The organism is Acinetobacter sp. BEC1-S18-ESBL-01, from assembly GCF_014169935.1.
In the GTDB taxonomy this organism is placed as follows: Bacteria; Pseudomonadota; Gammaproteobacteria; order Pseudomonadales; family Moraxellaceae; genus Acinetobacter; species Acinetobacter pittii.
In genome coordinates, this window is the sequence record NZ_AP022302.1 from 1,051,683 (window position 1) to 1,077,463 (window position 25,781).

Genomic DNA, 25,781 nt, shown 5'->3' on the forward strand with positions numbered 1-25,781 from the left:
GATTAGGATCTCGTCTCATTTATGGTTTTATTCGCATGACCATAAGTGAGGCGGTACCATAAGCTCACAATATTAACGCACCAGCGGCTCATGTAATGAGGACCATCAAAAATATAAACAGTTTTACCTTCATATGCTTTTAGCTGAGAAATAATTTCCCAAGGGTATGCGGCTCTAAATTGCCCATTCTTTTTCACTCTAAAAGCTTCTAATACTATAATTACTTTGTCTTTTCCAAGTTTATGTTCAAGCTGATCTAAAATATGTTTGGCCTGTTTAGGTGATCGAATCCCTACGCCAACGCCATCTTGGAAAAAAACTCCAGTATGGTCCGGTAGCCAGCTTTTAACCCACAAATCATAATTTTCAGGTTCACTTTCGCCACTATAAATACTTACCCAAACTGGTGAGGGGAGCTTTGACAATACATGGCCTAAAGCACTGACTCGTAGCCAAGTTGGATCGGCTTCTACCGGAAAGTAATAGCCTTTAAATGCCGTTTTTTGCTCTTTTATAATTTGGGCAGATTTTTCGCCTAACTCAATGACATTTGCTCGCGCTTTAGGTTCATTATATTCGCCAGCTAACCCTAATATAAGATTTTTAGCCCATGGCTCTTGTTTAATTTTTTCTAAATTAATTGCTTTTTCCCACTGTGGAAAATTGGATTCTTTCCACCATGATTTAGATTCAACCACAGACCATTGGGGAACAAAGGTATCGACACCTAAGTAGTGCCAATTTCCTTCTGGAGGAGTCGTTTTATTATCAGGTTGCCAGAAAATGCCTTCAATATGAGGGGCTTGACCTTGATGTTTGAAAAGCCCCGCATACCCGATGACACTACATATAATTAAAATAATAAATGCAACTATTTTAATTGGTATCTGTTTTCTCATTATTTCGTCTTAACCAGTACCACAAGAAGATAATTATTATCATAATTGCAGAGATAATCACAACTAGTAAGAAGAAAGAAGACTGTTGGATTAAAGGAGCCTTTTGATTTCCGACAATGAGTTTTTGTAAAACATAAATATTTCCATTTTCTGAAACCAGCATTTTTGTTACGTTGTTTGGAATTTTATGTTGGATCTTTTCCCAAAGGTGCATGAAAGTTCGTGCACCACCTTCTGAATCGGTAATCACATCAAAGCGGTTATTGTTATAACTGACAATGAAACCATTCTGTGCAGCAGGTGCATAGATAATATCCTGATGCATTAATAGCTGTTGTTGATAAATATCTTTGTTGACGCGGACATTTACCGATTGAGGCGCACTCGGTGAATAACGGACTAGGTTGAGAGGCATTGGTGCTTGTGTTAAAAGCATTTTTTTCGCAGTTTGACCTAATACAATGGCGATATTTAATGCACCAGATTGATCATCAATCGCAATTGTAGGCGTCGTTGCTAAAGTCATTGAAATTGCGGCTACACCATTTTTGAGTTTATGAGGTAGCTTTACAGTAGACTTGGCTGTATCAATCCAAAGTGAACCATGCGCGTTAGGTAAACATTGGGAGTTGGCAATTACTGAGTTTTCAAGCTTTAGACTAAAATTCGTCGTATTAGAAATGGCTTTTGCAAAAATATTGAACTGACGGTTTACTGGATCTGAAGCAAGATCCGCCGTTTTCATACTTCCTGCGAGCCCACCATCAATCCAAGCTGTAATATTGGAACCTTGTAATAAACCACTTTGAATACGAAGTGCAATTTGTCCTTGCAAGATATCAGTTGGTTGCCATACTGAAGGGAAGTCAAGGAATAAGTTTTTTTCAGCATGATTTAATCTGAAATCTTCAATTCCTAAATCGGCGAGTGTATTGATTTTTTTAAATTGTGCCCAAGTTGGAGTGGAGATTGTTGTGGGGAAAATTGCACTTCCTGTATCAAGTTGCTCTACATACGAGGGATTGATTAGTCCATTTATGGCAGCAGTAAGTTCTTGTGGTGTGTGATAAGTAATTGAGAGAGTAGCCACTCCATCTGCTGGTTTTGCAATTTGTACTAATGCTCCGCCTTTTAGTGGTGTAGCTGAGCGAATTACTTCAATAATGAAATTTGTTTCATCATTTAAATTGGTTTGTCCTGAATCAACCCATTCAATTGGCGTGATTGAAGTCCATGAACTTGCTAATCTAGCCAGCATTGAAGCTTCTATAATCTCTTTACGGTTATATTTTAAAATGCCAACAAACGGAGTAGGCCGTCTCGCTTGTGGATTAGCTAAAGCATCTGGTAAGTCTTTTAAACGGTATATATTACGGATAGGCGTAAAGTCGAGTTGGGAGTTGCTTAAATAAGTTAAGTGATCAATATCTTCTGTACAGAAGGTTTCTTTGGTTTGATTCAGCGTAGTGGGTTTAGCATATTGTTGAATAATAAAATCTAAACGATGAAAGCCACTTTGACTTGCTGGAATATCAAATTTGACTTGACCATCCCCACTTAGCGTAGTGTTATAAATAAGTTTATCATCATATTTTACAAGTAAAGTTGTATCGCTTTCAGTGGAATAATCACTTGAAAATTGAATGTTTTGCCACTGGGCACCTTTGCCAATATAGAAAAAATGAGGCTCAACAGTATATTTAGTTGAGGTACTAATATCATCCAGTTTCCATGTGTAAGCATGAGCAGACATGGCGAGCATAAGACTGGAGCTGGCAAGGAGCACTTGAGCTGTGTTGTAGAGATCAAAAGTCTTTTTCATTTATTTTTTCTCCTTGCTACGTTCCGTTTTGTACCATTGAAGGGAATTACCCTGTATTTTATTTTTAAGCATGTCATATGCGGCTTTAAATACAATGAATAGAAAAACTTGTGAGTAACTTACATACGATAGAACCGAATAAAAATAGAGTTCTGGTTTTACTTTTTCGAGTGAAAGGGTAAACCACATTTGTGCGACATATAAGCAAAATGAGAGCCCCCACAATGTGGTGAATGGACCTGGAACTGAAATGCCTGCTATATCAAGCAACCCAAGGGTTAACGTGATATGACTCCAGAATAAAGCGGGTACAAAAAGTATGTAGCACATAATGTTGTTAAGAATTTCAATTCCGATAGGGAAAGGCGTTCTTAATGCGACGGGTAAATATTTACGAGTTACATAAAAATTACCTTGGGTCCAACGTGAGCGCTGTTTAACAAATACACTCAGAGATGGGGGGTCTTGCTGCCAACCAATAGCATAGGGCACCCATTTAATTCGTTTTTGGCCGATAAAAATCCTAAAACTCATTTCAGTGTCATCGACCAATGACTTTTCATCAAAACCGCCTAAGGTTTCTAAAGCATCACGCCAAATCACGTAGTTAGTACCCATTAAGGTCGATAGTTCAAAACGTTGCCAACGACCGCCTTGGAAAATCCATTGGAAAAAGATGAATTCAATTGCGATAAATCGGGTCAAAATACTATCTTGCCAATTACGTGTTCTTACTTTTCCATTAACGGCTACTAATTTTTTATCGGCAAGCAGGGTTTGAGCTAGCAAGCGGACACAGTCGGGTTCAGGCGTACTATCTGCATCATAGACAACAATCAATTCGCCTCTGGCATGGGGGAGGCCATTATTAAGCGTTCTAGATTTACCTTTACCCCCCATTCCTTTAGGAACGTTGACAATCTTTATGCAAGGATAAATTTTTGCCAAATTTTCGGCAATTTCTAAGGTGTTATCCTTTGAACCATCATTAATGAGTAAAACTTCATATGCTTCGGCTGGGTAATCTTGTTGAGCAATTGCATGCAAAGTATCTTCAATCACAACTCCTTCATTATAGGCAGGGATCAGGACACTCAAAACAGGCCATCTCTCTGGTATAGGAAGGTTTTGTAACTCTTTTTCAGCTGTTTTTGAATATTTCCAAGCCTGATAACTTAACCACGCCCAAAATGCTTGTGGAATCCAAATCCCTAAAAAGCCAAATAAGAAGAGAATATCAATGGGAGCCATTTGATTTAACCCTCCTGATAATAGACGAGATGAGCAATACCAATAAAATCAACCCAACTACTAAGGAGATCCATGAAATATAGCTACCAAACGTACCAAGGAGGTCTGGGTAGGTACTTGTAAGAATTAAATCGAGTGGAACTACAACGGTGCTTAATCCAATGAAAATATAGCCAATAAGACTTGTCTCTACTTCTTCAGGCGTACTTATGTAATTAATCTTATTAAATTTCCACGATATTCCAAGTTGAGGATACCGAATATTTGTTGTGGGTAGATCAGCAGGAGGATTAATAATAATTTCATAGCCAGAAATATGACTATTAAAAGGTTTAGCCGAATAAAATAAATGCTGTTTTTGCTTAATTTCTCTAGAGGGTAACGGGAGCTGCGAAGGGTTAAATTTAATAATATAACTGCCAGCGGTCTGTGAAATTAAGTTTTCATCCCAACCTGTTGAGACAAATGCAGCCATAGGCCGTAAACCAATTGCGGTCGAAAATGTGGCTTTAGCCGCAAAATATTGAGGCTGCTCTGATTTATAAAGTGCAATTGGAATCGCACCTTGGCTGACAGCTTCTTTGAGCAAGAAATAGTGAGAAAAGCTAAAAACTTCATCTGGTAATATAATGCCAGGCTTGATCCCTTTATTAATAAGCCGTTGAAAGCTATCCGAGCTGATTTGGTCAATTGTAAAGACAGGCCACCATGTATCCTGATATGGAAAAAACATGGAAAGATCGTCTGTGCTTTGAACTTCTGTTTTGGTATGTTCAGTTTTAATCTCACAATGATAATATTGCCGATAGAACTGCTGTAAAGTGGCATCAGGATACTGACTAGATGCAATAATAATTCCACAAATATTAAGAAGATTAGACATTAGGTCGTCTCCTCTTCAGGTGGAATCTGAATAATTTTATATTCTACATCAAGCCGCAGAGTCATAATTTCTCTAAGCTTTTTAATAAATTCAGGCTCTTCATCAGTTTTTTGCTTGCGAATTACAATGCTGTAAATAGTTTCAAGATCATCATCAGCAAACTGGAAAACGATTTCTTGTGGATGATGCTGACTCAAAATTTTGATCATCTCATTTTGAGTGGTTTTCCACACATCGTCGCCTAACATTTCTTTAATTAAGCTTCGGTTGAGAATTCTAATTTCAAAGACTTCATAGTCTTGTATGTTATGATGATCAAGAAGCTTAAAGAAACTACGTTGGAAATACTTGAGTGCACTAAGCGGGAAAATATCACGGCGATAATTACGGTCATAACTTTGAATATCGCGGTATTTTTGAACGTTAATTTCAATATTATGGCGAACAGCACTCAGAAAAAGAGGAATGAGGGGAATAATAAAAAGTAAAAGAAGCTGACGTTCAATATGTGTCTGAGCTCCTAAGTCGAGTAGAAAATATACTGCAACACCGATAAAAGCGACTAAGCCCACAATTAAAGATGCGCCAACTTGTAAAAAAGCTCCAGAAATTAAAAGAATAAGAATAAAGATCCAGCTTCCTCTAAAACTTACAGGCAACCACTCATACGCCACTATGCCCATAAATAGATGAGCTGCGATAATCCATAAGACGAGTGTTCTTCCAGGGTTCTTTTGTTGCTGTTGCATGCGAGCTATGGCTACCTTCTTGTAATGTTAATTTTTTTATACTTTTATTACTAAATGTGAGACATTGCGAAGTTATTGTTGTTTATGGCCTTTTTAAGTAACTATTATGTTTATTTGTAGATCAAAGTCACTATTTAGTCAAATATTGTTCTTATTTTTTAATTAAAAATAAACAGATAAGACGTAACTCTTATCTAAATACTCTTGAAAGTTTCAATTGCTTTAAGGCGGGTTTCCTTTAAATCAACTATTGGTTTTGGATAATTTAACTGAATATTCGTTTTAGTCGAGTAGGGCTCATGAATGGCTTTATTGTCTAGATGAGCTAATTCATCTACCCATTGACGAATATAATCTCCATTTGGATCAAATTTCTTTGATTGAGCAATAGGGTTAAAAATTCTAAAGTAAGGTACAGCATCAGTTCCAGTAGAAGCACACCATTGCCAACCCCCATTATTTGCTGCTAAATCCCCATCGATTAAATGCTCCATAAACCATTGTTCACCTACTCGCCAATCGATGAGCAAGTTTTTACATAAAAACATGGCTGTAATCATGCGTACACGATTATGCATCCAGCCAGTTTTTAAAAGTTGACACATTCCAGCATCAATAATTGGTATACCTGTCTGGCCCGTTTGCCATGCGGTTAGGTGCTCTGGATTGTGACTCCACTTAATTTTCTGAGTGTTTTTTTTAAATGGAATATGTTTAGAAACATGGGGGAAATCAAATAAAATATGCTGATAAAATTCTCGCCAAAGCAGTTCATCTAACCAAGTCTGCTGGCCTTCATTTGTCAAATGAAAGTTGCCATGTTCAGCCCTAAAAAGAGCTTGCAGGCACTGGCGGATAGACAAAATTCCAATGTTTAAATAGGGAGAAAGTTGGCTAGTTCCTCTTACATTGGGAAAGTCACGTTCAGACTTATAATCAGATAAATGATCTTTAATAAATATGTCGAGCTGCTCTAGAGCAAAATTTTCTCCAGCTGGCCATAAGCCTTGTTGCTCTTTAGAAACAGAAGGATCAAAAAAAGCTTCAATATCTTCTAGAGTTAAGCTGTTTATTTTTGAAAAAGACGCTGGATAGCTACTTTGCTTTTCAGGAATTGGATAGCATTGAGGTAAACCACTGATATCCAATTTTGAATAACATGCTTTTTTGAATGCACCGAAAATCTTGTAGGGCTGCTGTGATTGATTGCGAATAGAGCGTAAAGGAAAAATCGTACGGTCATGGAATAAAAAGAGCTCTTTACCTTGTTGATTTAAAAAATCTTGTACAGTTTTATCTCTTTTTAATTCATTAACGCCGAACTCTATATTTGAATAGACATTTTCAATATTAAGTTGAATGCTAAGTTCACCAATATAATCAGCGATATCTTTCCAGTAAGGAATGACTTGGATAATAAGGGGAATATTAAGTTGTTCTAGTTCTTTTTTGAGTTGTTGAAGTTGACATAAATAGAAATTAATTTTTATAGGCGCATCGTGATGCATTTTCCATTGTTCAGGCGATAAAATAATTAACCCAATACAAGGCCCTTGTTGAGAGGCATGCCATAAAGCAGCATGATCTCGAACTCTCAAATCTTGACGAAACCAAATTAGCTGATTTACGTTTGACATGAAAATTGGCCCTTATAGAGTGAGATGAGTTAAAGGATTATTATCAAAATATTATATAAAAATAAATACATAAAAAAAGCAAAGCCGAAGCTTTGCTCTTATCATCTTTAAAGATGAATTAGTGGTGATGACCACCAGCACCGTGTACGTGACCGTGATCTAATTCTTCTTGAGAAGCATCACGGATTTCTACGATTTCAACTTCAAAAGTTAAATCTTGACCAGCAAGTGGGAAGTTAGCATCAACAACAACGTTGTCGCCTTCAACTGCTTTAACAGTAACGATCTGTACGCCATCATCTGTTTGAGCTTGGAATTGCATACCAGGTTGAATGTTCTCAACACCTTGGAACATTTGAGCTGGAACTTCTTGTACTAGGTCTGGGTTGTATTCGCCATAACCTTCAGCAGCTGGAACGTTAACAGTGAATTTTTCACCAACAGTTTTACCTGTTAATGCATTTTCTAAACCAGGAATGATATTGCCTGCACCGTGCAAATAGGCAAGTGGTTCACCTTGAGATTGATCAAGTGTTTCACCCTCAGCGTTTGTTAATTTGTAGTGGAATGAAACCACGTGGTTATTTGCAATAGCAGTCATGTTTTTGATCCATTCAATCAATTGAAGCGTACATCATAAAGTGAAAAATAAATTTTGTAGACTACAAAATCTTAATCTTTGGCACTTTTTCTGATGCGTTTTTATATAAATAGGGACGAACTTAAAAAATTCAACTTAATACAGCTTAATTTTTGGACGTACACGTCTTGTAAGTAAATCTTTCATTGTGAGTAGTCCAGCCTGAGTATATCCGTGAATCGTTGCTTGATGTAAACGATATAAAGACACATACATTGTTTTCGCAATATAGCCTTGTACGCTGACATCTCCAAGTAATTCTCCAACGGCTTTATGACGACTTAAAGACACGAGAGAACCTTTGTCGTTAAATGTAAACATCGGCTGTGATCGGCCATTTAGTCGAGCAGCCATAGCATCGACTAAAAAGCTGGCCTGTTGGCTTGCAACTTGAGCACGTGGGCCAAGTGGAGGATGTCTTGCATCAAGTTGGCAATGAGCACAGTCACCAAACGCAAATACATTTGGATCAGAATAGGTTTGCAACGTTGCATAGACCATCAGGCGGTTAATATTGTCACGTTTAAAATCGGTAAAACTTTCTAATACCTTTGGTGCTTTTACGCCTGCGGCCCAAACGGTAATATCACTTTTAAGTTGGTTGCCATTGCTAAAGTAGATGCAATGCTCATCAATTTTTTCAACGCGGTGTTGAGTTAAAATTTCAACACCCATTTTTTTGAGTTGCCCAGCACTGTGTTCAGCAGTTTTATCGCTTAGAGCAGGTAAAATACGCTCAGAAGCTTCAATTAGTGTAATTTTGACTTGGTTTGGATGAATCTTCTTTAAACCATATCGATAAAAGTTTTTAGTTGTCTCAATTAACTCAGCTGCCAGTTCCACACCTGTTGCTCCCGCACCAACAATTCCAATATTTAAAGTTCGCTGATTAGGTTGATTCTGAGCTTCAATATAAAGATGTAATAAATCTTGCTGGAAAATATCGGCTTGCTTTCTGCTATCAAGGAAATGGCAGTTTTCACGCACTCCCGTGGTATTAAAGTCATTTGATACTGAACCAAGCGCTAAAATAAGTGTGTCATAACTTAGCTCTTGCGAATGATTCTGTTGATCCTTAGACACTTGAGGGGGCATTAGTTCAATTAATTTTTTATCTTTATTAACCCCAACTAATGTTCCGAGTACAAATTCGTAATGATGTTTTTCTGAGTGCGCAAAATAGTTAGTTTGTTCTTCGTGTGGATTTAAAGAGCCAGCAGCAATTTCATGAAGCAATGGTTTCCAAATATGGGTAAGATTTTGGTCAACCAATGTAATCTTTGCTTTACGATTTTTCCCAAAAGTTTCACCGAGTTGTGTTGCCAGTTCTAAGCCGCCAGCACCACCACCAACAATTACAATATGATGTAAATTTTGGGTCATTTTTTCACCTAATTATTTTTCTATAAAAAAAGATGGCTAAATTATGCCATCTTTTATTTATAAAAATTATTGTGCGTCTGTGCACAATTTGATGTTTTTAGTGCGAATCTACTGGGTAGAGTTTAGCAGCACTATGTTCACTTGACGAAAAAATAGAGAAGAGGCTAGAAAACCACATTGCGATTTTTTGGAAAATATTGGCTTCTTCAATATGTACGTTATCTTCGATTTGAAGACTACGGATCAGTTGATTATTTTGATAAATCGATACTGTTGCCAAACTTACGACTTTCATTAATGGCGCAGTTAATTGTTTTTCATTGAGCTCAATGTTTACATGTGTTTGAGTCGTTTCAAGTGGAGCAATCACCTTGAGCTGTTGGTTACTATCAAGTACTTGAACGCGTTGAGTTGCATTATCAAAAGTATTTAGGTCAATTGGTGCTGGGTCTGCATATAAAGATGTCGTTACAATTGTTGGTTGCTTTGTTTCAACCTTAAACATTTTTAAAGTCGACTTTACAACAGGTAGTTCAGCAATTAATTTCTGCTCAGGAATAATCACTTCATCACGTGTATAGGCGTAAGCAAGATTCATTAATTTATCTGCAATCTCAGCGCGTTTTACAGCACTCGGCGTACCTAAAACAATGACTAATAAACGTCTTTGAGTTAAGTCAGATGAGAATGAAGGACGTGAAGCTGTGAGTGCCAAGTTATAACCTGCTGCTTTGGTATATCCCGTTTTAAGGCCATCTACATATGGATCATATTTGAGCGCAAGGTTTGTCGCATGATGGAAGCGTTGGTTATAGCTAAAGCTTGGCATTTTTGAATAATGCAAATATTCAGGAGTTTGTTTAATTAACGCCTGACTTAATAAGCTAAGGTCGTGTGCTGTAGTGAAATGATCAGGCATCGTAATTCCGGCAGGATTACTAAAATGAGTATCTTTCATACCCAAAGCTTGAGCTTCCTGATTCATACGTTGTACGAAGCGCGGAACATCACCAGAGATTTTTTCAGCTAAAGTCACGGCTGCATCATTAGCAGACATTACGATTAAACCTGCCAATAACTGATCAACTGAAATTTGTTCACCAGCTTTAAGATACATTTGTGATTCATCCCACTGCACAACACTAACCACTGGAGTTGCAGTAATGATTTCTTCTTTTTTCAGTTTTCCAGCTTTAATCTCTTTTAGGGCAATGTAGGCAACCATCATTTTGGTTAAAGATGCTGGTGCACGTTGCACATGGCTATTATGCTCAGCAATGATTTGACCCGATTGAGTATCTACAATAGTCCATGCAGCAGCTTCAACACTTTCAGGTGCAATATTGAGTAGTGCAGCATTGGTTAGAGTAGTACAAAAAATACTAAAGAGGGTAAAAAGAGATAGAAAAAATTTCACGGATGACCTTAACTTCACTGGCAAATACGGGACACAGATGCACAGCATGCTATGCCTTTTTTTCATGGAAGGCTAGTGGGAATTGTTGCCAAAAAATACATCTACGCAAGACGATACAAAAAAGTGATAATCTAATGTGAAGCCGTTCTTATTTTAAATTGAAGAATTTATGTTGCATTATCAAATTGAGTTCGATGATTACAAACAGCACCTTGTTCACGTGACAATTCGTTTTTTAGCCAACCCGAATCAGGAACTTTGGTTACCAACGTGGATTCCGGGTAGTTATCTAATTCGAGAGTTCTCAAAACATATTGAATCCGTTAAAGCTTATGATGAAGCTGGACGTCTGCTGGACATTAAAAAAACGAGCAAGAATCGCTGGCGTTTATTTAATACAGATCATGAATTAATGACGATTGAATATGATGTGTATGCATATGATTTGTCTGTCCGCGGTGCGTATGTAGATCAGACTCGTCTATATATTAATCCAGCGTGTGTATGTTTGGCTTTAGAGGGGCAGGAGCAATCTGCTTGTGAAGTCGAAGTTTTCTTGCCAGATGAATTAAAGCATTTTCAGTTAGCAACAGGCTTAGCTTCAAAAAGCTTAGTTAAAGGTCGATTTACTTTAAAAGCAGATCACTACGATCAACTGATTGATAGTCCATTTGAGTTGGCTGATCAAACACGCTTTAGTTTTGAGACGAATGGCATTGAACATGAGTTTGTAATTTCTGGTTCGCATAATACCAATATTGATCGCCTAAAAGCCGATATTGAAAAGATTTGTGCAGCTGAAATAAATATGTTCGGTTCAGCACCATTTCAAAACTATACCTTTATGACCATGGCAACAGGTAATAGTTATGGCGGATTAGAGCATTGCAATAGCACAAGCTTGATTACACCGCGTGATGATTTGCCGAAGTTGAATGAACCAACTGAACCTTCTAAAGATTATCAACGCTTTTTAGGCTTATGTAGTCATGAATATTTTCATTCATGGTTAGTCAAGTTTATCCGTCCAGAAAACTTTGCAAACTATAATTTACATCAAGAAGGCTATACTTCTTTACTTTGGATATTTGAAGGCTTTACTTCATATTACGATGACCTGATTTTATTACGTAGTGGCGTAATTTCTCAGAAGTCTTATCTTGATTTACTCAAAGCACAAATTGACCGTTATTTGCAAAACCCGGGCCGTTTTGTTCAAACAGTTGCTGAGTCAAGTTTTGACGCATGGATTAAATTTTATCGTCAAGATGAAAACTCGAATAATGCGGGCACCAGTTACTACAATAAAGGTTCGTTAGTTGCGTTATGTCTAGATTTAGGTTTACGTCTACGTGGTTCTAGTCTTGATGCTTTAATGCGTCGGTTATATGAAAACACTCAAAATGGTATGCAAGTAAACGAAAGAACCATTTTTGATTTATGTAAAGAACTGACGGGTGATAGCTGGATTGAACAAATTAATCATTTGATTAATACCACTGATGAATTGCCACTTGATCAACTGTTCCCTGAGTTTGGCTTAAGTTATAGAGTTAAAACTGACAAATCTTTGCCACTTGGTTTGAAACTTGTTGATAAGCCTGAGGGTGTACTCGTGCAAAGTGCTCGCCGTGATAGCGCAGCAGCTAAAGCAGGTATTTCTGCCAATGATGTAATTATTGCAATTGATGGTTTAAAAGCGACCACTAAACTTGTTGAGAAGTATGCAAAGCAGGGCGGTACCTATACTGTGTATGCTTTCCGTCGCGATGAGTTACTATCTTTTGAAGTTGAATGTTCTACATCTGATTTAACTGAAGTTGAACTTGTCATTGAAGATCAAGCTAAAACTGAAAAATGGTTAAAAGCTTAAATAACAGTTAAATAGTTTATAAAAAACCGATGTTTTGTACATCGGTTTTTTATTTTTAAGTGCTACTAAAAGATGAAATCCGTTTTATCTTTGAGTTTGTTTTGAATGAAAAGTATAATAATTGTCAGAACTCTGAAAGATATCTCATGTAATTTAATCGTATTCAGTCCATAAAAAAGTAATGATGAATTATGTATTACTTAAAGTTGGGTATAGGAATATTATCAATAGATTTAAATTATGTATTATTTCGCTGCGAAATGTCGTTATCACTGGATATTTCGTTGACTGGAAGACAATGAGAGCCGATACTCTCAGGGTTTTATTTAAGCATATCGGTTCGTAGGCACTGGGCCACAAGCTCGGTCCTCAACACTCAATCAAACGGAAGGGGCTATATATGGCTGGTGAAAAGTCAACTATTATTTACACACTGACTGATGAGGCGCCATTATTGGCGACCTATTCGCTACTGCCGATCATTGAGACCTTTACCAAGCCAGCTGGCATCGAGATTATTAAAAGTGACATCTCTGTAGCTGCACGTGTGCTCGCAGAATTCGCTGATTACCTAAGTGAAGAGCAAAAGGTATCTGACAACCTTGCAGAGCTAGGTCGTCTTACACAAGATCCAGATACAAACATTATCAAACTCCCGAACATTAGTGCGTCTGTTGCGCAATTAACTGCATGTATTAAAGAGCTTCAATCAAAAGGTTACGCAATTCCTGATTATCCGGAAAATCCAACGACTGAAGAAGAAAAATCAATCAAAGCTCGTTATGGTAAGTGCCTTGGTTCAGCAGTAAACCCTGTCCTTCGTGAAGGTAACTCTGACCGCCGTGCTCCAGCAGCAGTTAAAAACTATGCGAAAAAACACCCTCATTCAATGAGCGAGTGGAAACAGTGGTCACAAACTCACGTTTCACATATGGAAGAAGGTGACTTCTACCATGGTGAAAAATCAATGACACTTGATCGCGCACGTAATGTGAAAATGGAACTTATCACGAATAGTGGTAAGAGCATTGTTCTTAAGCCAAAAGTTGCGCTTCAAGAAGGTGAAATCATTGATTCAATGTTCATGAGCAAGAAAGCACTTTGTGATTTCTATGAAAAAGAACTTGATGATTGTAAAGAAGCGGGAATTTTATTCTCTTTACACGTAAAAGCGACAATGATGAAAGTTTCACACCCGATCGTTTTCGGTCACTGTGTGAAAATTTACTATAAAGAAGCTTTTGAAAAGCACGGTAAGTTATTTGACGAATTAGGCATTAACGTTAATAACGGTATGGCTGGGTTGTACGAGAAAATCGAAACTCTTCCAACTTCATTACGTGAAGAAATCATTGAAGACTTACATGCTTGTCAAGAACACCGTCCTGCACTTGCAATGGTTGACTCGGCAAAAGGCATCACAAACTTCCACTCTCCAAACGACATCATCGTAGATGCTTCTATGCCAGCAATGATCCGTGCCGGTGGTAAAATGTGGGGTGCTGATGGTAAGCAATACGATGCTAAAGCAGTAATGCCAGAATCAACATTTGCCCGTATTTACCAAGAAATGATCAACTTCTGTAAATGGCATGGTAACTTCGATCCGAAGACTATGGGTACAGTACCAAACGTTGGTTTGATGGCTCAAAAAGCTGAAGAATACGGTTCTCACGACAAGACTTTTGAGATTTCAGAAGCTGGTATTGCAAACATTACCGATCTTGACACTGGTGAAGTGTTATTGACTCAAAATGTGGAAGAAGGCGATATCTGGCGTATGTGTCAGGTTAAAGATGCTCCGATTCGTGACTGGGTTAAACTTGCAGTAACTCGTGCACGTAACTCAGGCATGCCTGCAATCTTCTGGCTTGACCCGTACCGCCCACACGAAAACGAATTGATCAAGAAAGTACAAAAGTACTTAAAAGATCATGATACGACTGGTCTTGATATCCAAATCATGTCTCAAGTACGTGCAATGCGTTACACACTTGAGCGCGTAGTACGTGGCCTAGACACGATTTCTGTGACTGGTAACATCTTACGTGACTACTTAACTGACTTGTTCCCAATTATGGAACTTGGTACTTCTGCAAAAATGTTGTCTATCGTTCCGCTTATGGCGGGTGGTGGTATGTACGAAACTGGTGCTGGTGGTTCAGCGCCTAAACACGTACAACAGCTTGTTGAAGAAAACCACTTACGTTGGGATTCACTTGGTGAGTTCCTTGCGCTTGCAGTATCTTTAGAAGAAATGGGCATTAAAGAAAATAATGCTCGTGCTAAGTTACTTGCGAAGACACTTGATGAAGCGACTGGTAAATTGCTTGACAATGACAAGTCTCCATCACGTCGTACTGGTGAAATCGACAACCGTGGCAGCCACTTCTACTTGTCACTTTACTGGGCTGAAGCACTTGCTGCTCAGAACGAAGATGCTGAGTTGAAAGCTAAATTTGCTCCTCTTGCTAAAGCTTTAGCTGAAAATGAAGAGAAGATTGTTGCTGAACTTGCTCAAGTACAAGGTAAACCAGCGGACATCGGTGGTTACTACGCAATTGACCCAACTAAAGTAAATGCTGTAATGCGTCCAAGTGCTACATTTAATGCAGCTCTTGCAACAGTTGAGGCTTAATTACTAACTCGTTAGTAATTAGCTTAAGAGCCGGTGCATATGCACCGGTTTTTTATTGCCTAAAATAAAAGACATTAAAAAAGCCCACTGATGTGAGCTTTTAAAAGATTAAATCTTATCGACCATTACGCCCACGACCACGTGGTGCTTTTGTATTTGGACGAGTTGTACCGTTGGTCTTACGTCGTGGCTTCTCGCTTTCATCCATTTGCCAGATACGTTTTGTACCAGACTTTTTCGCAGAACCATCTTTGTTCTTGCGAACCATTGGTTTGCCACCCGTACCGCCTGGCTTTTTCACGTATGAACGCGAGCGATAAGGCTGTTCAGCTGGTACATCTTTAAAGTCAGGGTAGAGTAATGGTTCAATTTCTTTTACATCACCCGGTCTTAAACCAAGTTGAACTAAGTCAATTGAGCCAATTTTAGTACGAATTAAACGTAAAGTTGGAAAACCTACCGCAGAAGTCATACGACGAACTTGGCGGTTACGGCCTTCACAAATTGAAATCTCAATCCAAGATGTCGGAATATTTGCACGGTAACGTACGGGTGGATTGCGTTCCCATAACCATTCAGGTTCACTGACTTTAATGGCTTTAGCAGGAAGCGTCATACCATCATTCAGTTCTACACCTTTACGAAGTTGCTCAAGCGCTTCTTCGGTTACATCGCCATCAACTTGAACTAAATACGTTTTGTATTTTTTATTTGCAGGGTTGGTAATGAACTGATTCAGACCACCATGATCGGTTAAAAAAACTAAACCCTCAGAGTCCATATCAAGACGGCCTGCCAAGCGCAAAGTCGGGTCATCAACAAAGTCAGAGACGGTCATGTGCGCTTCGTCTTTACGAAACTGGGAGAGAACGTCATAAGGCTTGTTGAGAATCACAATTTTCATAAAAAATGGCTTCTTCTTTCAAATAACTAGAGAAAACATTGAGCTATATTTAAGTGCGAAATTTGCTTATTTCCCACATAAATCTCAAAAAGAATTAAATTCGATTAAGCTATTATGCGTTAATAAAAGTTGAAAGTATTGTTTATCGATAATTATTTTTAGTTAATTAAGTATTATAAAAGGGAGAATCTACACAATGGGTTATCAGAAGATCGTGGTTCCTGCCGACGGCGACAAAATCAAAGTAAATGCAGACCTGTCACTGAACGTACCAAATCATCCAATTATTCCTTTCATTGAAGGCGACGGTATTGGTGTGGATATTACACCAACAATGAAAGCAGTCGTAGATGCTGCGATTTTAAAAGCTTACGGTGGCAAACGCTCAATCGAATGGATGGAAGTGTATTGCGGCGAGAAAGCCAATAAAATTTATGGCAACTATATGCCAGAAGAAACTTTTGAAGCACTCCGCGAGTTTGTTGTATCAATCAAAGGTCCTTTAACCACACCAGTAGGTGGAGGCATTCGTTCACTCAACGTTGCTTTGCGCCAAGAATTAGATCTATATGTTTGCGTACGACCAGTACGTTGGTTTGAAGGCGTTCCTTCACCGGTTCAACACCCCGAATTAACTGATATGGTGATTTTCCGTGAGAACTCGGAAGATATCTATGCAGGTATTGAGTGGAAAGCCGATTCTGAAGAGGCAAAAAAAGTCATTAAGTTCCTTCAAGAAGAAATGGGTGTCACAAAAATTCGCTTTCCTGAAGGATGTGGTATTGGAATTAAACCTGTTTCAAAAGAAGGAACACAGCGTTTAGTCCGTAAAGCCATTCAGTTCGCAATTGAAAATGACAAACCTTCTGTGACGCTGGTTCACAAGGGTAATATCATGAAATATACCGAAGGCGCATTTAAAGAGTGGGGCTATGAATTGGCTCTTGATCGTTTCGGTGGTGAGCTAATTGATGGTGGCCCATGGGTTAAAATTAAAAACCCTAGAACTGGTAAAGATATCATTATCAAAGATGTCATTGCAGATGCGTTTTTACAACAGATCCTCATGCGTCCAGCCGATTACTCTGTTATTGCCACGCTAAACTTAAACGGTGATTATATTTCTGATGCTTTGGCAGCAGAGGTTGGAGGTATTGGGATTGCACCAGGTGCAAATATTGGCGGTGCTATTGCTGTGTATGAAGCAACTCATGGCACAGCACCTAAATATGCAGGTCAGGATAAAGTAAACCCTGGTTCTATTATTCTTTCTGCGGAAATGATGCTGCGTGATATGGGGTGGACAGAGGCAGCTGATTTGATCATTAAAGGAATTTCTGGGGCGATTGCTGCCAAAACTGTAACTTACGATTTTGAGCGCCTAATGCCGGGTGCAACCTTGTTGCGTTGTTCTGAATTTGGTGATGCGATTATCAAACATATGGGAGAGTAATCTTCTATTAAAAAGCCCTCGGTTGAGGGCTTTTTTTATTGCATAAATTCGGGATGTTTCGGAGATTTAATAAAACCAGTTTTCTTTTGATAACTCTGGTCTAGGGCTTGAATAATAAGAACGAAAGCAACTAGAAATAAAGGAAAGAGCAGAGTTTTCACGGTTTGGTTTCTCCGAGAGTTGAGGTGAGAGAAGGGCGTAGGGGAATTAAAAGGCAAACCGCAAAGAGAAGAACGGTTCCACCCAAAAGAAATAGATGGGCATAAGACCAATGCAAATGATGTAAAGCACTGATGACAACACCACCCAAAAGTTGAGTACTGGCAAAGCCAATAGTGGCAATGCTCCAAAGCTTTTGATAGCGCTGCTCATAAATCTGTAGCAGACTATAAGAACTAATAAATACGGTTGCGGGGGGTAGTAAGCCTGTCAAAAGCGAAGATAAGGCCAGTAAAGAAGCGGTATGTGAAAAGAAAGGCAAAACAACGGCTAAGCAGTAAATGGTATATAACCATTTAATAGCCTGTAGATATCCGGTTAATCTGCTTAAGCAATAAGCGACAAGTGCACCAATACAACTTCCTGTTCCATAGAGAACCCAAAATAAATTTCTTTGCTGTAAGGGAAAATGCAGAGTTCCAGATAAATAATCCATCCAAAACAAAGAGTGTGGAATATATGCAAAGGCACTACACATATAAGCAATAATAATGACAAGGCCTAAACGTGATTTTTGTGAGGCTTGAAGAGCGCTAGATTGGGGCTTAATAAATTTGGCAGTATTACGACTTAATAATCGATAAAGAGTTAAGCTTCCTAATAGCGAAAGACCTGCAAAAATATACCAAACATAATGAATAGGCATATTTTGAAGTAGGGGAATAATAATGGTGGCAGATAACACCCCCACACCAATTCCACTAAATCCTAAAAAGTTAACTTTTAATCTTTGCGTGGTTGGTATGTATTTCATCGCAAAGCTAGGTGCCAAAATCATTAGTAAGCCGCCAGCAATACCTGAAATCGTACGCCAAAAAATGAACCACACCAAAGGCATATCCATGAATGAACAGCAGAGTAGGCTAAGGCTACCCGCTATAGCCGACAATACAATCATGGGTGGGAGGTACTTTTCTTTAATACTTAGCAGCACCAATAAGGCACCCATGAGATATCCCAATAAATTTGCGCTGCCTAAGTAACTGGCAAAATCGTGAGTCCAGTGATACTGCTCGATCATGATGGGCATAAGCGCAGTATAGGAAAATCTAAAAACACCAATTCCCAAACAAGTTGCCAAAAAGACAATTAAGCTCATTCGATAAAACGTAGACATGAGAGGACGCTCATTTTTTTTATTATTAAAAGCGAGTTTTTAAATCTTTAAAAATGATTTAATATGATGGTGATTATCTTGTTTTGAGATAGTGAAATGTTACTTAAGTCCTTAGAGTTTTTTTTAGCTGTTGCAGAGAGTGGAAGTTTTTCCTTGGCTGCACAAAAAATGTATACCGTGCAATCGAATATCACGAGCCATGTGAAAAAACTTGAAGAAGAGTTAGGGGCTATTTTATTCAATCGTAATAACCCTGTGACTTTAACGAATGCCGGACAACAGCTGCATAGTTATGCTGTTCAAATGATTGCTCTACATAATAAAGCGAAAAAAATCTTTCAAGAGGGTGATATTGACCCGAACGAAACCATTCGTTTGGGCAGTATGGAAACGACAGCAGCAATACGTCTACCTCAATTACTCAATCAATGTATGCAGCAATATCCGAATTTGCCGATTGAGCTGCAAACTCACCCGACACGATATTTGTTAAGCGCTGTGCAGCAAGGAGAGGTTGATTGTGCTTTTGTTGCTTCTAAATATTTAATTCCAGAGTTGTATAGTTTACCTGTTTGGCAAGAACAATTGGTTTTGGTTTGTCCGAAACAGCAAACTCACTTTCCAGATGTTGCCAAGCTTGCAAAGACCCGATTTATTGCGTTTCGACAAGGTTGTTCTTATCGTCATGCAATCGAGTTATTTTTAAATGATCACAGTGTTCCACCTTCACAAATTATGGAAATGGGCAGTCTGGACGGGATTGTAAGCTGTGTGGAATTAGGTGTTGGTTTTGCTTTATTGCCAAAGTCATATCTAAACAAAGTAGTCGAGAAAGTGTCATTAAGTTGTTTTGAACTTAATACTGAATCCGCTCATTTTACTACCTACTTGATTGCCCAGTCTCCTGAAACATGGGGACCCAATTTAAAGCAGTTTATTCATTTTATTGAGCAACAATTTGAATTAAAGGTTGCTTAGGTTGTGATTGATTTTCATACGTAAATATCCAACTTAATTTATAAATTAAAAGTGATATATATGTATGAAAAAGTCATTTTATATTCTCACAGAGGTTTGTAATCATCTTGATGCTATAAAATTGTGGAAAAGGGTAGTTTATATAGGCTGGCTATGGTCAAATATGCCCCCTTGAAAGATGACACAAGCAATAATTTGGAGTTTGGGAATGAATATACCCTTAATCATCAATATTGTGGTTTTTGTCGGGTTAATATTTTTACTCGCCCAAACACGTAAAACAGACTGGAGCTTATCGAAAAAAGTTCTGGCTGGCTTAGTTCTAGGTGTAGTGTTTGGTTTAGGACTACATTTGATTTATGGCGGTGGCCATCCGATTCTTGCTGAATCTATTAGCTGGTTTAATATCGTTGGAAACGGCTATGTAAAACTTTTACAAATGGTCGTGATGCCTTTGGTATTTGTGTCTATTTTGGGAGCGGTGGCAAAATTACACCAAGCATCTTCTTTAGGCAAAATCAGTTTTTATACGATCGGTACTTTACTCTTTACAACGCTGATTGCTGCACTGGTAGGGGTATTTGTTACAAACCTGTTTGGCTTAACTGCAAAAGGTTTGGTGCAAGGTGCTGCTGAAACTGCACGCTTAACTGCGATTAATACAGACTATGTAGGCAAAGTTACCGATTTAAGTGTGCCGCAGTTTATTCTTTCCTTTATTCCAAGTAACCCATTTGCTGAATTGACTGGTGCAAACCCAACATCAATTATTAGTGTAGTTATTTTCGCCGTCTTTTTGGGTATAGCAGCGCTTAACCTAATGAAGGACGACGCAGAAAAAGGTCAACGTATTCTGACTGCGATTCAGACGTTGCAGTCATGGGTAATGAAGCTTGTGCGCTTAGTGATGACACTTACGCCGTATGGTGTTTTTGCCCTCATGACCAAAGTCGTGGCAAGTTCAAACGTCGCAGATATTTTAAATCTAGGCGGTTTCTTGGTTGCATCTTATTTAGGCTTGGCGATTATGTTTGTCGTACATGCCATTATTTTGACTATGACGGGTGTTTCTCCTCTTAAATTCTTTAAGAAAGTTGCTCCAGTTTTAACGTTTGCATTCACTAGCCGTTCAAGTGCAGCAAGTATTCCACTGAGCATTGAAACACAAACTCGTCGTTTGGGTGTGCCTGAATCAATTGCAAGTTTCTCTGCTTCTTTTGGTGCCACCATTGGTCAAAATGGCTGTGCGGGTTTGTATCCTGCAATGCTGGCAGTAATGGTTGCACCTACAATGGGTATTAACACCTTAGACCCAATGTGGATTGCATCGTTAGTCGGTATTGTGACTTTAAGTTCAATTGGGGTTGCCGGTGTAGGTGGTGGTGCGACTTTTGCTGCGTTGATTGTGCTTCCTGCAATGGGTTTACCTGTAACGTTGGTTGCGCTTCTTATTTCAATTGAACCACTCATTGATATGGGACGTACTGCGTTAAACGTAAATGGTTCGATGACTGCTGGTGTTGTTACGAGCCAATTGATGGGTCAGACTGATAAAGAAATATTGAACAGTGAAGATGAAATTGAGTTAACTCAACATCATTAAGAATGAGTATTAAACGGCTCTCCACTCTGGATGAGCCGTTTTTTTATATGCATAAATTGCTACTGTGATGTTAATTTTAAAAAAACTGTATCTGTTTTTCTTTTAAATAATTTTCGAAAATGAGTCTATTACAAAAGAGAGTACTATCATGAAAATGTATCAAGTCGATGCTTTTACAAAAGAGTTATTTCGTGGAAATCCGGCCGCTGTCGTTGTTGAAAAAGAGTGGCTAGATACAGATTTAATGCAGAAGATAGCACTTGAGAATAATTTGTCTGAAACTGCTTTTGTAAAAATTATAGACTCTGAAAACTATGAAATCCGTTGGTTCACTCCAACAGTTGAAGTTGATTTCTGTGGGCATGCAACACTTGCCAGTGCTTTCGTATTATTTAAAGATTTTACCGAGAAAAAGACTCTTAATTTCCATGTACGAAACTTAGGTCTTTTTGTGGTTCACCAAGATGAAGACGGTAAAATCAGAATGGATTTTCCAATTCGCAAAGCTCATCAAGTTGAAGATTATCCAGCTATTTTACGTCAAGCATTAACAAAGCCTTTTAAAGCGGTTTATCAAAATGTTCAAGCCTACATTGTTGAGTATGAATCAGTGCAGGACGTATTAGATGAGCAGCCTGACATGAACTTACTTAAAGCCTTGGGTAAACGGACTGCGATTACCACTGCAGGGATGGATGTTGCCATCACTTCAAAAGCCGATCAACAATATGATTGTGTATCGCGTTATTTTGCCCCTGTCGCGGGCATCGAAGAAGATCCTGTTACGGGTTCAATTCATACGGCAATAGCGCCATTATGGGCAGAGAAACTCGCTAAAAATAATATTATTGCTTATCAGGCTTCTAGCCGTGGAGGCGTTTTGTATTGCAATGTTCTGAATCAGGAACGTATTGAAGTTTCAGGGTATGGGAAGCTTTATATGCAAGCTGAAATTTTTCCTTAAAATATAAGGCCGTTTAAATAAACGGCTTTTTTTTCAAAACTTTACTATGAAAGTTAGTTCAAATTTCCTACTATAGTCCCACAACTATTGATTTTTTATTATTCAAATTAATTGGTATTTATATGTTTATGCAGTTTAAACAACTGACACTCTCCCTATGTATTCTTGGTTTAAGTGCTGCGTCTTGGGCACAAACTACACTAGTAAAAAGTAAGCAAAATATTGAGGAATATAAATTAGATAATGGCTTTCGGATTGTGCTTGCACCGAATGACAAAGAAAATAAAATCTTTATTAATACCATTTATTTAACAGGCTCATTAAATGACCCGCAAGGTAAAAGTGGCTTAGCTCATTTGCTTGAGCACTTGGCTTTTAAGGGGACACAAAATGTTAAAGGGGAAGAGTTCCAGCGTCGTTTAGATCAATATACATTGATGACAAACGCCAGCACCGATTATTATTCAACAAAATATACTAATATCGTTCGTCCAGAAAAAACTGCGCTTGATCAGGTACTGTATCTTGAATCTGAGCGTATGGATAAATTAGTTCTTCAAGAAAAGTTTGTTCCTTCCGAGATTGAAATTGTAAAGCGTGAACGTGAAGTCCGTATGGATCAGCCTTTTGCTGTGCTGATGGATAAAATGTGGAAGTCAGCTTATGGTAACCAATATTTAGGTCGTTTACCGATTGGTGATTTGCCTGAACTTAAATCGATTAAAATGCCTGAATTGAACCAGTTTTATCGTAGCTGGTATGCACCTAATAATGCTGTTATGGTCATTTCAGGTAAATTTGATAAGACTGATGTCTTAAAAACAATAGATCAATATTTTAGTCCAATTGCGGCAAGAGCGGTTCCTAAAACTGTACAGATTCCTGTGCTTGACTCTACAAAAATAAAAAATCGTCAATTCATGGTGAAAAAGGGCAGTGATCTGGCTAAATTCCATATCTATATGAATGGTAAAAATACCAAAATTCAGCCGACACTTGCTTTAGCTCCTTTGTTATATACGATGCAGCCAAGTGGTCACCTATACCAAAACATGGTGGAAACAGGTATTACCACAAATGTTGAAGCGAGTACTTGGTTAGACCAAGATTTTAATGTGGTGTTTCTAGGTGCTATTTATTCACCAAGTAATGACCCTAAAAAAGTTGAAAGTTCTTTGTTAGCAGGCATTGAAAAAGGGAAGCCGTTTACTGAAGTTGAATTAAATCGTGTTAAAAGTTTAATGAAAACTCAAGGTGATCTAATCACGAAAGATGCGGTAGCACTTGGGTCACGTTTAAGTGATTACACCGTCGCTGGCGGGCAATGGGATCAATATTTTAAAGATTTAGATTCTGTAGAAAAAGTTAAGCTAGATGATGTGAATCAAACTTTAAAACAGTTCCTTGTGGCTGATCATCGTATTGATGGCGATATTTTGCCAACACCTGAAGACCAGAAAAAAGCGCAACAGCAAAATTCAAAAGAGACACCTAAAACTCTAGATCAGGTCGAAGCAAAGGCTGAACCTTTAAAAGATCCTAAGGTATATCAACAAGAAGTTGCTGAGTTTTTAAAAACTTCAAAGCAATATGTTGAAAGCAATGAGAAAAAGATTATCCGTGGAAAACTAAAAAATGGAATGAAGTATGCTTTATTCCCAGTTGAAACACGTGATGATCGGACTTATGCAACGATTACGATGGACTTCGGAACAGAAAAATCTTTATTTAATAAAGGTACGGTAGTTGATCTAACCTCATACTTATTGCTCCGTGGTTCTGATAAATACAGTTTGCAAGATATTGCCGATAAATCAATTGATGCAGGCGGCGCGGCTTATGCTAGTGCTGACGGCAATGGCATGACCATTAATATTCAGTCTAAATCAGAAAAATTTGATGAGTTTTTCAAGTTTGTTCTTGATGTGATGAAAAATCCAAAATTTGAACAATCTCAATTTGATTTAATTAAATCGCAAAGCTTATCAAGCCTAGATCGTCCTTATACCGAGCCAGATGTAGTGGCGGGTTTAACACTTTCACGTTTACTTGAAGAATATCAACCAGGTGATTTGCGTTATCACTTCGAACCTGAACTGGCAAAACAGCAGTTGAAAAACGCAACTCAAGAACAGGTGAAAGAGTTATATGAGCGTTTCTTTGCAATGAACCACGCTCAAATTGCCATTACAGGCGAATTTGATGCGAAAAAGATGCAGAAATTACTAAATCAGGAATTTGGTCGTTGGAACGGTAAGCAGCCATATCAAAAAATCTTGATTGATCACGTTGATTTTCCAGCACAACAAGTTCATGTTTTATCAGAGCAACGTGAATTTGGTAGCTACCAGAGTGTGCTTTCAATTCCAGTTGGGAAAAACCATCCAGATGCATCTGCTCTCATTTTAATGAACTATATTTTAGGTGAGTCTCAAATTTCATCACGTTTAGCTCAAGAGCTTCGTGAGAAAAATGCGCTGGTGTATGGTTTTGGAAGCGGGCTACAACTTGACCGTGATACGAATGTAGGGGCTTTGAGTATTAGTGCAAATTATACTTCGGGTCGCTCAGCACAAGTGTCTGCTTCAATACATAAAGTGTTAAATGACTTGGTTAAAAATGGGGTAACTGAGCAAGAGCTTGAAGCTGCTAAAGCAGATATCATGAAGAAACGAGTTACGGCATTAGAAGATGAGCGTAATATTCATGGCATGTTAAATCTACAGCTTGAAACAAACAAAACATTGCAAGACCGAATTCGTCATGATCAAGAGTTAACTAAATTGACTGTTGCTGACGTTAATAGAGTAATTAAGAAGTATATTAAACCTGAACATTTGGTCGAAGTGATGGCTGATCAATATGGTCAGGCAGCAAAAAAATAAAGTCTTCTCGTAAATAAAAAGCCACTGAAATGTGGCTTTTTATTTGGATCTTTAAATCATATTAATGATCATGTTTGTGTGCGTGAAAATCTTCATTTTTACGGAAACGTAAATAATTTTCGAATTGTTCACAATACTCATCGAAGTTATCTTCAAGCATCATCTGAAATTGCTGAAGAAGGTAAGACATGACCTGATCTTTCGCATCACGCATTTCATTACCATCTTTAAAGTTATTTGCTGCTACCCACGTATTGAAGCGGGCAGTAGCAAACAACATTGCAGCACTCACTTGACCACGTAGCTCAGCTGGATCAACTTTTTTATCTTTTGGCGGGCGACAAAAATCATTAGCTTGTTTAATAAATTCATCCGCACGCTCAAAGAAAACCGCATTTAACGCTTCTTCTTCAGTAATATCTGTTGCATTAATTTTTTGAGACATGACTTATTCCCGCAAAAATAG

General features: G+C 38.2%; 20 protein-coding genes. 7 read left to right on the forward strand and 13 right to left on the reverse strand.

The window, feature by feature from the left end:
• Positions 1-2: 2 nt before the first annotated feature.
• From H7R46_RS04975 to H7R46_RS05015, 9 genes are all read right to left on the reverse strand, one after another.
• A complete protein-coding gene (locus H7R46_RS04975) occupies positions 3-899 on the reverse strand; it encodes a hypothetical protein (protein ID WP_005067885.1) in 897 nt (298 codons plus the stop codon).
• Entirely contained in the window at positions 877-2,721 is a 1,845-nt protein-coding gene (locus H7R46_RS04980) for a hypothetical protein (protein WP_086260902.1), read from the reverse strand. The genes H7R46_RS04975 and H7R46_RS04980 overlap by 23 nt, the downstream gene beginning before the upstream one ends.
• Positions 2,722-3,972, reverse strand: coding sequence for a glycosyltransferase family 2 protein (locus H7R46_RS04985; RefSeq protein WP_005067892.1), 1,251 nt, complete (start codon positions 3,970-3,972; stop codon positions 2,722-2,724).
• On the reverse strand, positions 3,959-4,855 hold the full coding sequence (locus H7R46_RS04990; protein WP_005067894.1) for a hypothetical protein: 897 nt from the start codon (positions 4,853-4,855) through the stop codon (positions 3,959-3,961). Before H7R46_RS04990 ends, H7R46_RS04985 begins: the two co-directional genes overlap by 14 nt.
• Positions 4,855-5,604 carry a hypothetical protein gene (locus H7R46_RS04995; protein WP_005067896.1) on the reverse strand — a complete coding sequence of 250 codons (750 nt, stop codon included), beginning with the start codon at positions 5,602-5,604 and terminating at the stop codon, positions 4,855-4,857. The genes H7R46_RS04990 and H7R46_RS04995 overlap by 1 nt, the downstream gene beginning before the upstream one ends.
• Positions 5,605-5,798: 194 nt before the next feature.
• A complete protein-coding gene (locus tag H7R46_RS05000; RefSeq protein ID WP_182924245.1) occupies positions 5,799-7,241 on the reverse strand; it encodes a cryptochrome/photolyase family protein in 1,443 nt (480 codons plus the stop codon).
• 118 nt (positions 7,242-7,359) lie between these two features.
• The gene (locus H7R46_RS05005; protein WP_002118581.1) at positions 7,360-7,842 is read right to left on the reverse strand and encodes an FKBP-type peptidyl-prolyl cis-trans isomerase; all 483 of its coding nucleotides are present in this window, start codon (positions 7,840-7,842) and stop codon (positions 7,360-7,362) included.
• A 135-nt stretch (positions 7,843-7,977) separates the two neighbouring features.
• Entirely contained in the window at positions 7,978-9,264 is a 1,287-nt protein-coding gene (locus H7R46_RS05010; protein WP_005067905.1) for an NAD(P)/FAD-dependent oxidoreductase, read from the reverse strand.
• A gap of 97 nt (positions 9,265-9,361) precedes the next feature.
• The gene (locus H7R46_RS05015) at positions 9,362-10,681 is read right to left on the reverse strand and encodes a D-alanyl-D-alanine carboxypeptidase PBP6B (protein ID WP_017399276.1); all 1,320 of its coding nucleotides are present in this window, start codon (positions 10,679-10,681) and stop codon (positions 9,362-9,364) included.
• A gap of 169 nt (positions 10,682-10,850) precedes the next feature.
• Here H7R46_RS05015 and H7R46_RS05020 point away from each other — a divergent pair, with 169 nt between their 5' ends.
• Together H7R46_RS05020 and H7R46_RS05025 are read left to right on the forward strand one after the other, a co-directional pair.
• Complete coding sequence (locus H7R46_RS05020) at positions 10,851-12,554, forward strand: M61 family metallopeptidase (RefSeq protein WP_005067909.1); 1,704 nt, start codon at positions 10,851-10,853, stop codon at positions 12,552-12,554.
• Between the two features lie 400 nt (positions 12,555-12,954).
• On the forward strand, positions 12,955-15,192 hold the full coding sequence (locus H7R46_RS05025) for an NADP-dependent isocitrate dehydrogenase (protein WP_002118624.1): 2,238 nt from the start codon (positions 12,955-12,957) through the stop codon (positions 15,190-15,192).
• A gap of 115 nt (positions 15,193-15,307) precedes the next feature.
• Here H7R46_RS05025 and H7R46_RS05030 read toward each other — a convergent pair whose 3' ends face one another.
• On the reverse strand, positions 15,308-16,096 hold the full coding sequence (locus H7R46_RS05030) for an rRNA large subunit pseudouridine synthase E (RefSeq protein WP_005067912.1): 789 nt from the start codon (positions 16,094-16,096) through the stop codon (positions 15,308-15,310).
• Between the two features lie 196 nt (positions 16,097-16,292).
• On the opposite strand from H7R46_RS05030, the gene icd reads away from it, so the two are divergent.
• Complete coding sequence (gene icd / locus H7R46_RS05035; protein WP_005067916.1) at positions 16,293-17,549, forward strand: NADP-dependent isocitrate dehydrogenase; 1,257 nt, start codon at positions 16,293-16,295, stop codon at positions 17,547-17,549.
• Positions 17,550-17,584: 35 nt separating this feature from the next.
• On the opposite strand, the gene H7R46_RS05040 is transcribed toward icd, so the two are convergent.
• Both H7R46_RS05040 and H7R46_RS05045 read right to left on the reverse strand, forming a co-directional pair.
• Positions 17,585-17,710: a hypothetical protein gene (locus tag H7R46_RS05040; protein WP_002118699.1), complete on the reverse strand. Its 126-nt coding sequence runs from the start codon at positions 17,708-17,710 to the stop codon at positions 17,585-17,587.
• Positions 17,707-18,885: a YbfB/YjiJ family MFS transporter gene (locus tag H7R46_RS05045; protein ID WP_005067919.1), complete on the reverse strand. Its 1,179-nt coding sequence runs from the start codon at positions 18,883-18,885 to the stop codon at positions 17,707-17,709. Before H7R46_RS05045 ends, H7R46_RS05040 begins: the two co-directional genes overlap by 4 nt.
• A 96-nt stretch (positions 18,886-18,981) precedes the next feature.
• Here H7R46_RS05045 and H7R46_RS05050 point away from each other — a divergent pair, with 96 nt between their 5' ends.
• The 4 genes from H7R46_RS05050 (at position 18,982) to H7R46_RS05065 (ending at position 25,315) form a co-directional block, all read left to right on the forward strand.
• Complete coding sequence (locus H7R46_RS05050) at positions 18,982-19,863, forward strand: LysR family transcriptional regulator (RefSeq protein WP_005067921.1); 882 nt, start codon at positions 18,982-18,984, stop codon at positions 19,861-19,863.
• 208 nt (positions 19,864-20,071) lie between these two features.
• The gene (locus H7R46_RS05055; RefSeq protein WP_002118474.1) at positions 20,072-21,466 is read left to right on the forward strand and encodes an L-cystine transporter; all 1,395 of its coding nucleotides are present in this window, start codon (positions 20,072-20,074) and stop codon (positions 21,464-21,466) included.
• Positions 21,467-21,614: 148 nt separating this feature from the next.
• Positions 21,615-22,430 carry a PhzF family phenazine biosynthesis protein gene (locus tag H7R46_RS05060; protein ID WP_032012346.1) on the forward strand — a complete coding sequence of 272 codons (816 nt, stop codon included), beginning with the start codon at positions 21,615-21,617 and terminating at the stop codon, positions 22,428-22,430.
• Positions 22,431-22,552: 122 nt separating this feature from the next.
• Positions 22,553-25,315, forward strand: coding sequence for a M16 family metallopeptidase (locus H7R46_RS05065; RefSeq protein ID WP_005067924.1), 2,763 nt, complete (start codon positions 22,553-22,555; stop codon positions 25,313-25,315).
• 61 nt (positions 25,316-25,376) lie between these two features.
• On the opposite strand, the gene H7R46_RS05070 is transcribed toward H7R46_RS05065, so the two are convergent.
• Positions 25,377-25,760, reverse strand: coding sequence for a DUF3144 domain-containing protein (locus H7R46_RS05070; RefSeq protein WP_002118682.1), 384 nt, complete (start codon positions 25,758-25,760; stop codon positions 25,377-25,379).
• Positions 25,761-25,781: the final 21 nt, after the last annotated feature.

Coding starts and splice junctions, on each gene's coding strand:
- H7R46_RS04975 (WP_005067885.1), bottom strand. CDS start 899: ATGAGAAAACAGATACCAATTAAAATAGTTGCATTTATTATTTTAATT.
- H7R46_RS04980 (WP_086260902.1), bottom strand. CDS start 2,721: ATGAAAAAGACTTTTGATCTCTACAACACAGCTCAAGTGCTCCTTGCC.
- H7R46_RS04985 (WP_005067892.1), bottom strand. CDS start 3,972: ATGGCTCCCATTGATATTCTCTTCTTATTTGGCTTTTTAGGGATTTGG.
- H7R46_RS04990 (WP_005067894.1), bottom strand. CDS start 4,855: ATGTCTAATCTTCTTAATATTTGTGGAATTATTATTGCATCTAGTCAG.
- H7R46_RS04995 (WP_005067896.1), bottom strand. CDS start 5,604: ATGCAACAGCAACAAAAGAACCCTGGAAGAACACTCGTCTTATGGATT.
- H7R46_RS05000 (WP_182924245.1), bottom strand. CDS start 7,241: ATGTCAAACGTAAATCAGCTAATTTGGTTTCGTCAAGATTTGAGAGTT.
- H7R46_RS05005 (WP_002118581.1), bottom strand. CDS start 7,842: ATGACTGCTATTGCAAATAACCACGTGGTTTCATTCCACTACAAATTA.
- H7R46_RS05010 (WP_005067905.1), bottom strand. CDS start 9,264: ATGACCCAAAATTTACATCATATTGTAATTGTTGGTGGTGGTGCTGGC.
- H7R46_RS05020 (WP_005067909.1), top strand. CDS start 10,851: ATGTTGCATTATCAAATTGAGTTCGATGATTACAAACAGCACCTTGTT.
- H7R46_RS05025 (WP_002118624.1), top strand. CDS start 12,955: ATGGCTGGTGAAAAGTCAACTATTATTTACACACTGACTGATGAGGCG.
- H7R46_RS05030 (WP_005067912.1), bottom strand. CDS start 16,096: ATGAAAATTGTGATTCTCAACAAGCCTTATGACGTTCTCTCCCAGTTT.
- icd (WP_005067916.1), top strand. CDS start 16,293: ATGGGTTATCAGAAGATCGTGGTTCCTGCCGACGGCGACAAAATCAAA.
- H7R46_RS05045 (WP_005067919.1), bottom strand. CDS start 18,885: ATGTCTACGTTTTATCGAATGAGCTTAATTGTCTTTTTGGCAACTTGT.
- H7R46_RS05050 (WP_005067921.1), top strand. CDS start 18,982: ATGTTACTTAAGTCCTTAGAGTTTTTTTTAGCTGTTGCAGAGAGTGGA.
- H7R46_RS05055 (WP_002118474.1), top strand. CDS start 20,072: ATGAATATACCCTTAATCATCAATATTGTGGTTTTTGTCGGGTTAATA.
- H7R46_RS05060 (WP_032012346.1), top strand. CDS start 21,615: ATGAAAATGTATCAAGTCGATGCTTTTACAAAAGAGTTATTTCGTGGA.
- H7R46_RS05065 (WP_005067924.1), top strand. CDS start 22,553: ATGTTTATGCAGTTTAAACAACTGACACTCTCCCTATGTATTCTTGGT.
- H7R46_RS05070 (WP_002118682.1), bottom strand. CDS start 25,760: ATGTCTCAAAAAATTAATGCAACAGATATTACTGAAGAAGAAGCGTTA.